A 12,888-nucleotide genomic window follows, 5' to 3' on the forward strand; every position below is an offset into this window, starting at 1 on the left:
CGGGCCGACTCGGGGTGAGCGGCGGCGGACACAACGCGAGAACGTGCGGAACGCGGGGAGGGAGGACGCTTGAGGGAGCTGACGGATCGGACAGGCCCGACGACGGGCCCCGGCGCTACACGAGCGCGGCGGTGATCAACGACAGTGACAGGAAAGGGCCGGGGGAGATCCCACCCGGCCGCGGCGACGGAGGAACCCGTAGCCGCGGGGCGCGCACACACCGGGGGAGGCGCTGTGGCGAAGCTCCCCTGCAAGGTGGTTCGAGTACGGTCCCATGGGTCGCACCGTACCTCAGTTACACGTGTCCGCGCGCCCCCACCCCTTTTTCGCCTCGCCAGTCGATCTGTTGGCCCGTCCGCCGTCGGCCTGCTGTGACCGTCCGCCGCAGCGGGACCTGAACGGTCAGCCGACCCGCGTACGTTCCGGAGCCGGGTCGTGTTCGGCCAGGCACGCGGCAGCGACCTCGTCCGCCATCTCCAGTTCGGCCCGCTCGCCCGCGAAGATGCGGACGAGGTCCAGCATCCGGTACCGGCCGGGGCCGGTGCTCTCCAGCAGATGGCTGTCCACCAGCCGCTCGACGGCCGACTCGGCTTGTCGCGGGGAGACTTTCAGCAGGTCCGCCAGGAGTGTGGTGCCGGTCTCCGGCAGGCGCAGGGCGCCGAAGAGAAGGAACGCCCGGACCGCCGTACGGGCCACCTCGTCGGTGCGGGGGAGGGCCCGGTAACTGACGGCCAGGCTGGCCCGTATCTGGAGATCGTCCACTGACAGTTCGTCGAGCCGGTGGCGCTCGTCGGCCAGCCTCTCCACGAGCGCCGCGACCGGCCAGCAGGGGCGTGCGGCCAGCCGCGCGGCCACCACGCGCAGGCAGAGCGGCAGCCGTCCGCACAGCTCGGCCAGCCGGGTCACCGCCTCCGGGTCGAGCGCCACCCGCTCGGGTCCGAGTAATTGGGCGAGCACCGTACGGGCCTCGGCCGGTGGCAGGGGGCGCAGCTGCACGGACCGGGCACCGTCGAGCGAGGTGAGGTTCGAGCGGGAGGTGACGAGCACGGCGCAGCGGTTGCCGGCCGGGAGCAGCGGCCGTACCTGCGCCGCCGAGGCCGCGTCGTCCAGCAGGATCAGCATCCGGCGTCCCGCGAGGACCGTCCGCAGCATGGTGGCGGTCTCCGAGGCGTCCGACAGGAGATGCGGGACGGGGGCGGACAGGCTTCGCAGCAGCCGGGTGGCGGCCTCGCCCGGGTAGAGCGGTTCGACGTCGGGTGTGGTGCCGCGCAGCTGGACGTACAGCTGACCGTCCGGGTAGTGCGCGGCGACCCGCCGGGCCGCGCGCATCGCGAGGACCGACTTCCCCACTCCGGGCGGCCCACTGATCACGGCGAGGGGCGAGGGGGTGTCGGCGGCGCTGAGCAGTTCGGACAGCGCGGCGAGTTCCCGGTCGTGGCCGGTCAGACCGGAGGGGCAGTGCGGGAGTTGGTGCGGCGGGACACTCGCCCGTGCGACGGGCTGTCCCTCCTCCTGGCGGGCGAGGCCGCGGTGGACCGTGAGCCAGGGCGCCGGATCGAGACCGCAGGCCCGGACGAGCGCGCTGGTGAACTCTTCGCGCGGCAGGGTGGTTCTGGCGAGTACCGACGCGATGGTCGAGCGCGGAAGCCGGTCGCCGCAGCGCCGCGCGCGGCTCTCCAGCTGACGGTACGTCAGCCCGGTCAGATCCTTGAGCAGCCGGAGCATGGCCATGAATTCCCAGGGTGCGTGGGCTTCGGCAGGCTCCGGCACTGGACAGACGGGCGCTGGTGAACGATCGGATGACACGGTCTTCCCCCTAGTGACACGGTGGATCGAGATGGTGCTCATGGTCTTGCCGAGAACGGCTCGGCGTCGGGACGGCAGTCGCCGCTCGGCCGCTGGTCGGGGCGGCCGAGCAGATGTGCCGCGGTGATGTCGTCGGCACACCGGCTCAGTCCGAGAGCGGTGTGCCCGATCATGTCCACCGTGACCAGCCGTGACCGTCCGAGTCGGTCGGCCATGCGCTGGGCGAAGCGGTACCGGGTGGTCGGGTCGTACCGGTTTCCGATCACCAGTACGGCGCGGTCGGTGGGCCTGTTCCAGGGCCCCGTGTAGCGGTCGGTCTCCCACCGGCGGGCCGGCCAGGTGGCGCACGGGAGCGACTCGAAGGTGGTCATCCGGCCGAAGGTGGGGGATTCCCTCTCCGCACGGGCGGCGAGAGCGGGCCAGAGCGCGGGAGCCGACGGGTAGGGCTTGTCCAGGCAGTTGTAGGCGGTCTCGGAGTCGTCGGCACGGTAGGGGGTGGTCACCGGTACGGGCGCCTGGTGCGCGGATGGCCGGGGAGCGGACTTCGGTGGCGCGGTGGTCGGCCGCGCGGCCGTAGCCGGTGGTTTCGCGCTCTCCAGGCCGGCGAGCGTACGGGCCAGGCCGGGCAGTCGGGAAGGGGTCGCGAGCGAGTCGGACACCAGTGTGGTGAAGCGGCTCAGGGTCATCGAGGTGCCGTCGGGCAGGACCAGTGGTCCGCCGCGCAGCCGGGTGCGTATGTGGTCGAACCGCCGCCGGTTGTCCCCGGCGCCGAACGCGCAGCCGTCGCCCGCCGCCGCACACCGACGCAGAAACTCGGTGAGCGCGATCTCCATCCCGGCGGCCCGCTGCCGGTCGTACTCCACCCCGTTCACCGACCGCAGCCGGGGATCCACATTGCCGTCCAGGATCATCGCCCGGACGCGGTGCGGGTAGAGGTTGGCGTAGGTCGCGCCGAGCAGCGTGCCGTAGGAGAAGCCGACATAGCTCAGCCGGTCGTCGCCGGTCGCTCGGCGCAGTTCGTCCAGGTCGCGGGCGGCGTCGAGGGTGGTGGTGTGCGCCAGCAGCGGCCCGGCGTTACGGGCGCAGGCGGCGGTGTACGCGGCGGTCGAGCGGATCGTTTCCGCGGTCTCGTCCACGCCGACCGGTACGGCCGTACGGCCGGCCATGGTCGCGTCGTGCTCCTCCTGGCTGACGAAACACTTCAGCGCGTCGCTCGTGTTGACCCCGCGCGGATCGAAACCGATGACGTCATGACGGGCCAGCACCTCGGGATCGAGGAAGCGTTCGGCCCGGTACGCGGTGTGCAGACCGGAGGCTCCGGGGCCACCGGGGTTGACGAACAGCGTGCCGGCCCGGTGCTCCTGGTCGGTCGCCCTGCGCCGCAGCATCACCAGGTCGACGGATCCGTCGTCGGGGCGGGCGTAGTCCAGGGGGACCGGGAGCACGGCGCAGTCGGCGACCGCGGGGTCGACCGGGGCGCCGGTCAGGGCCGCGCAGTCCTGCCACCGCGGTCCCGGACCCGGGGCGTCGGCGGTGCTGGTCGTCATGTCGCCGGTCGTCACTCTGCCGGTCGTCGCTCTGCCTGTCGTCACCGTGCCGGCTGTCGCGGTGGCGGTGGTCGCGGAGGTGGGTGTCGCCGACGCGCTGGGCGGAAGCAGCGCCGCGACGGTGAGAGCGGTCGTGGCGCTCACCAGCAGACGGCGCAGCGATGGTCGGGCCTTGTGGGCCATCACATCTCCTTGTGGGGAAACGGAAGCAGAAGAAGCCGAACGGGACGGGGGTGGTCATCGGGACGGATTCGGGCGGTCGGTAGGGCTGATACGGCGGATACGCCTGGTCAGACGGCCGCCGCGGCGAGGAGTTCACGGAGCTGGGCCGCGACCGTGCCGGCGTAGGGGCGGGCCCGCGCCTCGTCGAGTCCGGCGAGCGCGTCCCGCCACAGCGCGGCGCGGCTGACGACGCCGACCGTGGCGGCGAGTTCAGCCGCCTCGGCGAGCCGCTCGGGCGGCGCGTGGTCACGCCAGAGGCGCAGATAGGAATCCCGGGTCCGTCGTACGGACGGGAGATCATCGGGAACGGCGGACCGGAGGTCGCGCAGGGCCACATCGAGCGAGACGAATGGATGGCCCAGAACGCTCTCGGCCCAGTCGAAAATTAGCGGTTCTTCTTCGCGGAATGTGAAGTTCCCGCGCCAGATGTCGAGATGGACCAGGGTTTCCGGGACGCCGTACGATTCCAGCTCGGCGCAGATTCCCCGGAAGGCGTGCGAGTACGCGGTGAGCCGGCGTCTTTCGCCGTCGTCGAGATCCGGTGTGCCGGCGACGAGTTCCTCGTATATTTCCGCCAGCCGGGCCGGCCGGTGATCGGGGCAGCCGGTCTTCCGTAACGCCTCCGTGTGTTTCTCCGTGCGGTGCTGGATCACGGCGAGACGGGGAACCATCCGGACGAAGGAATCGACAATTCCGGAAGTCGGGGCATCTCTGTCCCGCCGCATTTCGCCGAAATCCTCGGTGAGCATCCAGTGCCGGTCGGCGTCGATGGCCAGGACCCGGGGCACGGTAACCGGGAAGTATCGCGACAGCAGTTGACTGACCGCCGCCTCGTGGCCGAAGGCCGGCGGGGATGCCTTGAAGTAGACACCACCGGCCGCCGTCGGTATCCGTAACTGGAAGGACCAGGCCCGCAGGAACGGCTGCTCAGGGGCGCCGACCGGAGGGTTTCCCGAACGCCGCAGCTCTTCGGTGGCCCAGGCCGCCGCCGTCGCGTACCAGCCCTCCCGGGTCCAGGCCGGCCGGCCCGGCGTGTCCGCGTCCCGTCGGCCCGGCGTGTCCGCGGCGGCCTCTCCGGAATCGGCGAACCAGCGCTCCAGCACGGCCCGTTGATCCGCGGAGGACAGCGTTGTCGCCGCCAGCTCGGCGGACCTGAACCACCGGCCCTCCCGGGGAGCGTCGGCCTGCTGGGGTGGGGTGTGAACCTCGTGCACGTAGTACAGGGAGACGGCCGCGGGCTCCCCGGTGCGGTGCTCGGCGCGGTGTTCGATGCGGTCGCGTGTCGTCACGGAGAGGCCGAACCGGTCCGCGATCGCGGCGCGCATGGCGGGCGGGGCCGGGTACGGGTGGTGCGGAAGCGACCAGCCGTCGGGGCCGGGCACGAGAAGCAACTCCAGTGCGGAGTCCCGCCGTCGGCCGATGATCCCGAGCTGATCGCCCGTGTTGCGCCGCATAGGTTCGACACACCCCCCAATGTGTACGAGAAGGCTGAGAATCCGCCTCCGTAAATGCGTCGTGGACAGTAACCCGGCGCGGGTGATCCAGTCAACGAGTTGGCGCGGAAGTCCGCGTGGCGGCCCGCCGGCAGGGCATCGGGAGTGTTTGCCGTCCCGGTCTGTCCCGGACAGGATTCCGGGTCCCACGGCATTCCGTGGCGGTGCGGCTGTGGTTAGCGTTCGACAGGTCGGAAACGGCGTACCACGAGCATTCGGCGCGTGGCGCCATTCTCATCAGGAAGGGGAACCCTGTGCCGATGACATCGATTGCCTCGCAACTGTCCAGCAACGGTCTTCAGCAGCACCTCTACTCGGAGCCCACCGCGGTGGCCGAGGAATGCCGCATGGCCGGCTACAGCTGCTGGTTCGACTCGGACTGCTGCAACGAGTCCGTGGCCCTCATTTGCGAGTGGTGGACCTGCCGCTACGCGTAAAGCGGCCTTCGGTAACCGTCGGAGGTTGCCGAAATGATTGAACGGAATCCGCCGGGCGGCGGACCGGACGCCCGTGACGGCGTCCGGCGGATTCCCTCTTCGACCTGAGGAGGTGGGGACCGATGGCTGGAGCGTTGCTCGCACTGCCCGCGTCCGCGCGGCGAGCGGCAGCCTTCCTGGTGGCGGCCCGCGCCGGGGGCGGCATCTACGAACTGGACCGGTGGCCCGCCGTGCGAGGCCGCCGGCGTCCGACCCCGAAGGCCGTGGGCCGGGCGGTCGGGCGCCTGCGGATCGCCCAGCGGCTGACGACCGGATTCCTCGACCCCGTCGAGGACGCGCTCTATCTGGTGGCCGGCCTGCGCGGACTCGGCCTGCCCGCCACCTTCCACCTCGGCCGTGAACTGGTCCCGGCCTCCCCGCCCGCCGGCTTCTACGCCTGGGTGGAGTGCGGTGGGCGGGTGGTGAGCACCTCGCTGCCCGTCCGCGAGGAATACATCGAGGTGCACCGATCGGCGGAAGGATGAGTGCCGTGCCGGGCGTGGCCGAGATGTCCGACGGCGCACCGCGCTGCACGGACCCGGGGGAGTCCGCCGACGCGCTCGGCGTCGTCACGGAACTCACCCCCGTTTCCTTCGAGTTGAGCCGCCCGGTGCCACACACCAGGCCCGTCTACTTCCGGGCCGGATACGGACGCCTGGAGTGGAGCGGTGACCTCGCCGCCTTCCTGCCCCCGGGCGGCCGACTCGACCCCGGTGCCGGCACGCTCCTCGCTCTGGTGCACGGGCAGGCCGCCCCGCCCGACTCGACTCCGCTGTCCGGAGTACGCCGTCTCACTCTCGGTACCCGTATCCGGGTCGACGCGGCCGGCGTCACCGTCTCCCGTACCGCGCCGGAACTCCCTTCCGTGCATGGCGGGTTGGGGCGGGCGGTCGCGCGGGCGCTGGCCTCCGCCGGTGACGAGTACCTGATCGGTTACAGCGGTGGCCTGGCCTCCGCCTACCTCGCCGTGACGGCGCTGGCGGCGGGCCACCGTGCCCAGCCGATCCACGCGGACTTCGGGCTGCCCGGCACCCGGCCGCCCCTGGCCGCCCTCCCGGGCCCGGCTCCCCGCCGGCTGGAGGTGGATCTCCACGAGTTCCTCGACCACCACATGGTCACCGGGGCCGAACTCCTGCCCCCGCTGCCGGACTTCGTCGTACCGCGGAGGCTGCACACCGCCCTCGCCGGGAACTCCGGGCTGCCCCTGGTCACCGGGGCGCTACTGGAATCCCTCGTCTCCGTGAAGCTGCCCGACGTACCGCGCGGACCGAGGGCCTGGCGGCTGCTCGGCTGTGAACCGTTCCACATCTCCGGGACGCTGAGCACCCTCGCCGACGCGCGGGAGCTCCTCGACAACCGGGTCGTCCACACCCCGGGCCGTCGCGGCCCCGACAGCGCCGCGGGCACCGAAGGAGGTGGCGGCCCCGACGCCCAGCGCGTGGGCGCGCCGCCGCCTCCCTCGCCGACCGGGGGCAGCAGGCTTCCGTGGCTCACGGACGAGGGAAAGCTCGCCTACGAGACCGCCCACCGCGGCTCCATGGCCGTGTGGCAGGACCAGTTGGACGCCCAGGAACCGGTGATCGGGCGGCTCGTCGGCGGCCTGGAGGAACGCGGTACGGACGGCGCCGTCCTGCCCGCGACGGATCCCGGTGTACTGGCCGCCGCGGCCGCCCTCCCGGCCCGGAAGCTGGGCAGGATCCGGCACGGCGGCTTCGAGAACCATCTGCCTCTGCACCGGGCGGTGGCGGCCGCGGGCGTCGGCGGAGTACGGCAGACGTCCCCCGGGCACTGGCTGCGGCTGGGCGCCGCCGCCTATCTGCACCGGGAGCGCAAGAAGATCGTGGCCGAGCTCGAACGGGACTGCGCACTGGGCGACCTGGGGCTGGTGGAACCCCGCCTCGTGGCCGCCAGTCTGCGCGAGGGCAGAGGCATCTCCACCCACGCGCTGCCGTTGCTGCGTCTCGTCTGGCTGGACCGCTGGCTCAGGGAGCGCCCATGACCGCCGTACGCCCGGATTCCTCCGGTGCTCCGGAGACCTTCGGAGCCCCGGAACTCCCGGAGGAGCAGGAACCGAAGATGTCGCCCGATGCGCAGGAACCGCCGTTGCCGAGGAAGGGACAGGAACCGCCGGTGTCGTCGAGTCCCGCCAAGTCCCCGGTGCCTTCCGGAGTTTCGTGTGCTTCGGCCCGCCCGAGCACTCCGCCGGCCCTGCCGCCCGTCGGCACGCGGCTGCGGCTCGGACCGGCGGTCACCCTGACCCCGCTGCCGTTCGGCGGCGCGGTCCTGGCCAGCGGGCGCACGCTCGCCGTGGCCGAATGCGGGGAGGGCGACGCCGCCGTCATCGGCCGGCTGCTCGGCGTCGGCACCCCGCCTCCCGAAGCCGGAGCGGGCGTGGCCCGCTTCACCGCCCAGATGCTCGAAGCCGGCTGGCTCGTAGCGGATCGGAGTGCCTGACCATGTCCGTCCTGGGCGACCTGCTGCCCCAACTCGCCCTCGCCGTCACGGCGGGGCCGCTCGCCGTCGCCGGCGCGGCGAAACTGATCACGCCTCCGGAGAAGCTCTCCTGGCCCATCCGCTCCGGTCTGTTGGCACCACCGTTCGGCCCACGCCTGGTGGGGGCGGGCGAACTGGCCGCCACGGCCGCCGTCGTACTGCTGCCCGTACGCTGGGCGGCAGCCGTCGCCCTCCTCGCCTACGCGGCGCTCACGCTCGTGGCCGTCCGCTCAAGAGGCCGGAAGTGTGCCTGTTTCGGGCTCGCCCGGCTCGCGGCCGTGGGCCGGCTGCACATCGGCGCGAACGTCGCGGCCGCGGTGCTCGCCGCGATCGTGCTCGCGGTCTCCTCCGCGGGCGCGCGTCCCCTGCCACGCGGGGCGGCCACCGCGGCTGTCGCCGTGACCACGCTGGTCGTCCTGCTCGCGGTGGACCGGCGGCGCGCGGCGGCCCAGGAAGCCGTTCCCGTCTGCGCGGAACAGGTCAGCGCGGTACGGCTGTACGTCGCGGACGACTGCCCGTCCTGCCGCTCCCTCAAGCATCTTCTGGCCGCCGGCGAACCGGAACGGCTGGCCGCGACCACCCTGGTCACGGTGGCGAGAGAGGCAGAACTCCCCGGCGTGCTGCACGGGTTGGGGGTGCCGTGCGCGGTGGGTCTCGACGCCGCGGGCGAGCCGGTCTGTACCCCGGTCTCGGGGATCGGCGCCGTCAAGGGACTTGTCGACAGCATCACCCTGTCCACCACCACGGCGGACGCCCGTGCCCACTGACACCAACGCCAACGCCGGCATCAACACCAACACCAACACCAACACCAGCGATAGCGACAGCACCGGCATCGACACCGGAGCCGACAGTTTCGGCCGGACCTGGCAGCGCCGGGACACCGCCCCGGACGAGCGCGCCTGGGCCGAACTGACCGTCCCCGCCCTGCCGTCCGTCACCGAGCGCCATCCGTCCCCCGTCCACTGGCGCTCGCTTGTACTCGACCCGGAGCTGGCCGGGCCGGTTCAGGGCCGGGCCCGCCCCCGCACCGTCGTCCTCGTCAGCGCGGACCGGCCCGACGCCGGCTGGCGGCTTCCGGTCGCCGATGTCCTGCCGACCCCGCTCGCCTGGCACCCGCGCCTCCCCAAGGTCGCGGGCCTCGCCGTACGCGACCGGCGCGCGTACCCGTGGATCGCCGACTACGGCAGCCGTACGGTACGTCTGTACGAGGAGGCCCGTGCTGCCACCAGCCTCACCGGCCAGGGCGGAGCGCCCCTCGCCTGGCTCGGGGACGACCGCCTCGCCCTGCTGGTTCCGGGCCCCGCCGTCACCGGCGCCGGCACGGAGGAGCCCCCACCATGGCGGGCCGCGGTCTTCGAGGCGGTGGGCCCGCACTTCATCACCTTCGAGCCCGGCCAGGAGGAACTGCTGAGTACGGCGGGCGCCTGCCCCGCCGTACTCATCCCGGCCGAAGCGCCGACCGCCGACCCGGCCGAAGCCGTACAGGACCCGGCCGCCGAGGTGACGGTGCTCGGACCACCGATGCTCGTCCGCTGCCTGACCACCGACGAGGACGGCGGTCTGCTGCTCGGCCACGTCCACCCGTCCGGCACGGGCCCGGACGAACACGGTCTGTACTGGGCCACCTCACTCCTGCACCCGCGGCAGCCGGGCCGCCTCCGCCCGATGCCCCAGGCGGCCCCGGCCGCTCCGCCCGCCGCGCCCCGCCGGGCGGCGTCCCGTACGCCCGCTCCCGAGGCGGCCCGCCGTACCACCCGTACGCTCACCACCGGTCACGCGGACGCCGGGCTCACGCTCCTCCCCGGCGGAACCGGCCCCCTGCTGTTGTGGATACGGGCGCTGCGCCGGGGCGAGGCGCCCTCCGGTAGCGTGCCCACGTTCCTCACCGCCGCCGGTCACCGCGCCGCCGTACTCGATCTGCCGCTGCACTGGCCCGACGACGCGTCCCTCGCGCTGCTGCACGGTCAGATCACCGATGCGGTGCGCGGCGCCCTGGAAATGGTCGGCGAACACGCGGACACCGTCGCCGTCGGCGGCCACAGCTTCGGCGCGACCCTCGCCCTCTACGCCCTGGCCCAGTTGCCCGGGATCGCCGCGGGGATCGCGCACAGCGGCTGCTACAACCGGACCCTCACCCCCACCGGATTCCACTACGAACGGCGCTCGCTGTGGCACGCGCCCGAGGTCTATCAGGCCTTCAGCGCCCTGCACTTCGCCGACCGGCTCGACCGTCCGGTGCTCCTCGTGCACGGCGCGGAGGACATGAATCCGGCCACCACGCCCGACCAGGCCGTCGAGCTGTACCGGGGCATCGTCGCGACCGGTGGCCACGCCCGACTGGTCCTGCTGCCGCAGGAGGGCCACACCTTCCACTCCAGGGAGGCACTGGGCGCCGTGACGGACGAACACCGTGCCTGGCTGGGGAAACTGGAGACGAGCTGAATGGCCGGTGACCGGCGCACCTCCGTGTCCGTACGGGAACTCGTGGGCTCGGCGTTCTTCGCGGTACGCCTCGCCTGGCGGGCCGACCGCCGGAGCCTCCTGCACGTACTGCTGGCGCAACTGGCCTCGGCGCTGGGGCTGGTGACGGTCCTGGTGGTGGTGCGGTACGCCATCGGCGGCGCGATGGTGCCGGGAGGCGGGGGCGGAGGTGGCGCGACGGCGGGCCCGGAGTCGCGGTGGCTGATCGCCGTGATGGCCGGCCTGGTCGCCCTCGGCACGGGGGCCGGGATCCTGCGCGCGGTCGCGGGCGGCAGACAGCGGGTGCTGGCGGCCAAGGTCGACCGGTACGCGGTCGCGAGCGTGCTGCGGACGGCGGCCCGCGCCGAGCTGCCCGAGTTCGAGGACCCGGACTTCCACAACCGGTTGCAGCGCGCGGTGTTCGCCTCGCGGGCCCAGCCCGCGATGGTGGTGACGGCACTCGCGGCAGGGCTCCAGGCGGTACTGACCGTGGTCGCGGTGACGGCGGTGTTCGCGGCGCTGGTCTGGTGGCTGCTGCCGTTCGCGCTGCTCGCCGTGCTGCCCACACTCAAGGCGGCCCGTGACGAACGCGGTGCTGGATACGACCTGCACCACGACCTGTCCGAGAACCGCCGGTCGCGGCAGTATCTGGAGCGGCTGCTCACCGGCCGCGACGAGGCCAAGGAGATCCGGGCCCTCGGCCTCGGCCCTACCCTCCGCGACCGCTGGAACGGTCGGTACGGGCAGGAGATCACCCAGGTCGAGTCCATGCACCGGGTCCATGTACGGCGCAAGATCACGGCGCGGCTGGCGGGAGACCTGACGACGGCCGTGGTGATCGCCGCGATGTGGTGGCTGGCTTCCACCGGTCGGATCGGACTGCCCACGGCGCTCACCGCGCTCGCCGGGCTCTGGCAGCTGTCCCTGCGGATGCAGATGATCGGCGCTCTCCTGAACGGGCTCGGTGAGTCCGTGCTCTATCTGAAGGATCTGCGCGGCTTCGCCGAAGCGGCCGACGAGGACACGGCGATGGAGCACCACAAGGCATCGGCCCACGGCACGGCATCGGACGGTACAGCGGCTCGCGGCAAGCCGTCGGACCAGCGCCCGGCGGCGGAGCAAGTGCCGTTACCCACAGGGGAGTTCCGGCCCCTGAGAGCCGAGTCGATCTCCTTCGGCTACCCCGGTTCACCGTCCCGCGCCCTCCAGGACGTCACGGTCGGCCTGGGCGCCGGGGAGATCGTCGCCCTGGTCGGCGCCAACGGCTCCGGCAAGACGACTCTCGCCAAGATCCTCGCCGGGCTCTACCGTCCGGACAGCGGGCACCTGGTGTACGGAGGCGTCCCCGACCCGGAGCCGGAACAGCTGCGGTCCGCGAGCGCGGTGGTCTTCCAGGACTTCATCCGCTACCGGCTGACGGCCGCCGACAACATCATGTTCGGCAGACCCCAGGCGCCGCCCGACCCGGACGCCGCTGCCAGGGCCGCCGGACGGGCCGGCGCCGAGGACTTCGTCGGCCGGCTCCCACGGGGCTACGACACCGTACTGAGCAAGGAGTTCAGCGGTGGCGCAGACCTCTCGCTGGGGCAGTGGCAACGCCTCGCGCTGGCCCGCGCCTTCTACCGGGATTCGCCGTTCGTGATCCTCGACGAGCCGACCGCCTCGCTCGACCCACAGGCGGAGGCCGACCTCTTCGGCCGGATCCGGGAGCTGTTCGCGGGCCGCACGGTGCTGCTCATCACGCACCGCTTCGCCAATGTCCGCTCGGCGGACCGGATCTATGTCATGGACGCGGGCCGGGTCATCGAGCAGGGCGATCACGAGGCGCTGCTGGCCCAGGACGGCACCTACGCCCGGCTGTTCCGCCTCCAGGCCGAGGCGTACCAGGACGCGTAGCCCCCGGACGGGCGTCTGGCGCGATCCGTCCGACGCGTACCGCTTGACACGTCCCGCGCCCTGTTCCATCATCCTTTCACTACTTGATTAGTGGAATGGTGTCGAGTGATCGAGTTCCGGATCGACCGCCGCTCCGGCGTGACCACGTACGTGCAGCTGGTGCAGCAGGTCAAGCACGCGCTGCGCCTCGGACTGCTGGGGCCGGGTGACCGGCTGCCCACGGCCAAGGAGGTGGTCGCGGCCACGGCGATCAACCCGAACACGGTGCTCAAGGCATACCGGGAGCTGGAGCGCGAGGGGCTGGTCGAGCCGCGGCCGGGCCTGGGGACGTTCGTCCAGCGCTCCCTGGGGAGTCCGGCGGCGGCGCTGAACGCTCCACTGCGCGGCGAGCTCGAGACATGGATGGCGGCCGCACGGGCCGCGGGTCTGGAGCGTGAGGACGTGGAAGCACTGGTCAAGGCCGTCATCGACACGCACTACTGAACACACCGA

The 12,888-nt window shown here is 72.4% G+C and carries 11 protein-coding genes; 8 read left to right on the forward strand and 3 right to left on the reverse strand.

The genetic code is table 11. The annotated features are described in order from the left end of the window. Positions 1–402 precede the first annotated feature (402 nt). The 3 genes from ACIQD6_RS28455 to ACIQD6_RS28465 form a co-directional block, all read right to left on the reverse strand. Complete coding sequence (locus ACIQD6_RS28455) at positions 403–1,731, reverse strand: NB-ARC domain-containing protein (RefSeq protein WP_401887659.1); 1,329 nt, start codon at positions 1,729–1,731, stop codon at positions 403–405. A gap of 113 nt (positions 1,732–1,844) precedes the next feature. Then, on the reverse strand, positions 1,845–3,536 hold the full coding sequence (locus ACIQD6_RS28460; protein WP_401887662.1) for an alpha/beta hydrolase: 1,692 nt from the start codon (positions 3,534–3,536) through the stop codon (positions 1,845–1,847). Positions 3,537–3,643: 107 nt separating this feature from the next. Continuing rightward, positions 3,644–5,029, reverse strand: a complete 1,386-nt coding sequence (locus ACIQD6_RS28465) for a hypothetical protein (RefSeq protein ID WP_401887664.1) — start codon at positions 5,027–5,029, stop codon at positions 3,644–3,646. A gap of 299 nt (positions 5,030–5,328) precedes the next feature. Here ACIQD6_RS28465 and ACIQD6_RS28470 point away from each other — a divergent pair, with 299 nt between their 5' ends. From ACIQD6_RS28470 to ACIQD6_RS28505, 8 genes are all read left to right on the forward strand, one after another. Next, positions 5,329–5,505: a hypothetical protein gene (locus tag ACIQD6_RS28470; protein ID WP_401887666.1), complete on the forward strand. Its 177-nt coding sequence runs from the start codon at positions 5,329–5,331 to the stop codon at positions 5,503–5,505. A 122-nt stretch (positions 5,506–5,627) separates the two neighbouring features. Continuing rightward, complete coding sequence (locus tag ACIQD6_RS28475) at positions 5,628–6,029, forward strand: lasso peptide biosynthesis protein (protein WP_401887668.1); 402 nt, start codon at positions 5,628–5,630, stop codon at positions 6,027–6,029. Between the two features lie 14 nt (positions 6,030–6,043). After that, positions 6,044–7,543, forward strand: a complete 1,500-nt coding sequence (locus ACIQD6_RS28480; protein WP_401887670.1) for a hypothetical protein — start codon at positions 6,044–6,046, stop codon at positions 7,541–7,543. Beyond that, complete coding sequence (gene adfB / locus ACIQD6_RS28485; protein ID WP_401887673.1) at positions 7,540–7,998, forward strand: actinodefensin-associated protein B; 459 nt, start codon at positions 7,540–7,542, stop codon at positions 7,996–7,998. Before ACIQD6_RS28480 ends, adfB begins: the two co-directional genes overlap by 4 nt. A gap of 2 nt (positions 7,999–8,000) precedes the next feature. Beyond that, complete coding sequence (locus tag ACIQD6_RS28490; protein WP_401887674.1) at positions 8,001–8,804, forward strand: hypothetical protein; 804 nt, start codon at positions 8,001–8,003, stop codon at positions 8,802–8,804. Next, complete coding sequence (locus ACIQD6_RS28495; RefSeq protein WP_401887677.1) at positions 8,794–10,482, forward strand: alpha/beta hydrolase family protein; 1,689 nt, start codon at positions 8,794–8,796, stop codon at positions 10,480–10,482. Before ACIQD6_RS28490 ends, ACIQD6_RS28495 begins: the two co-directional genes overlap by 11 nt. Beyond that, positions 10,483–12,396, forward strand: coding sequence for an ABC transporter ATP-binding protein (locus tag ACIQD6_RS28500; protein ID WP_401887679.1), 1,914 nt, complete (start codon positions 10,483–10,485; stop codon positions 12,394–12,396). A gap of 105 nt (positions 12,397–12,501) precedes the next feature. Further along, positions 12,502–12,879 carry a GntR family transcriptional regulator gene (locus ACIQD6_RS28505; protein WP_401887682.1) on the forward strand — a complete coding sequence of 126 codons (378 nt, stop codon included), beginning with the start codon at positions 12,502–12,504 and terminating at the stop codon, positions 12,877–12,879. Positions 12,880–12,888 lie beyond the last annotated feature (9 nt).

The sequence above is a fragment of the Streptomyces sp. NPDC088400 genome (assembly GCF_044753355.1).
In the GTDB taxonomy this organism is placed as follows: Bacteria; Actinomycetota; Actinomycetes; order Streptomycetales; family Streptomycetaceae; genus Streptomyces.

Coding starts and splice junctions, on each gene's coding strand:
- ACIQD6_RS28455 (WP_401887659.1), bottom strand. CDS start 1,731: ATGGCCATGCTCCGGCTGCTCAAGGATCTGACCGGGCTGACGTACCGT.
- ACIQD6_RS28460 (WP_401887662.1), bottom strand. CDS start 3,536: ATGGCCCACAAGGCCCGACCATCGCTGCGCCGTCTGCTGGTGAGCGCC.
- ACIQD6_RS28465 (WP_401887664.1), bottom strand. CDS start 5,029: ATGCGGCGCAACACGGGCGATCAGCTCGGGATCATCGGCCGACGGCGG.
- ACIQD6_RS28470 (WP_401887666.1), top strand. CDS start 5,329: ATGACATCGATTGCCTCGCAACTGTCCAGCAACGGTCTTCAGCAGCAC.
- ACIQD6_RS28475 (WP_401887668.1), top strand. CDS start 5,628: ATGGCTGGAGCGTTGCTCGCACTGCCCGCGTCCGCGCGGCGAGCGGCA.
- adfB (WP_401887673.1), top strand. CDS start 7,540: ATGACCGCCGTACGCCCGGATTCCTCCGGTGCTCCGGAGACCTTCGGA.
- ACIQD6_RS28490 (WP_401887674.1), top strand. CDS start 8,001: ATGTCCGTCCTGGGCGACCTGCTGCCCCAACTCGCCCTCGCCGTCACG.
- ACIQD6_RS28500 (WP_401887679.1), top strand. CDS start 10,483: ATGGCCGGTGACCGGCGCACCTCCGTGTCCGTACGGGAACTCGTGGGC.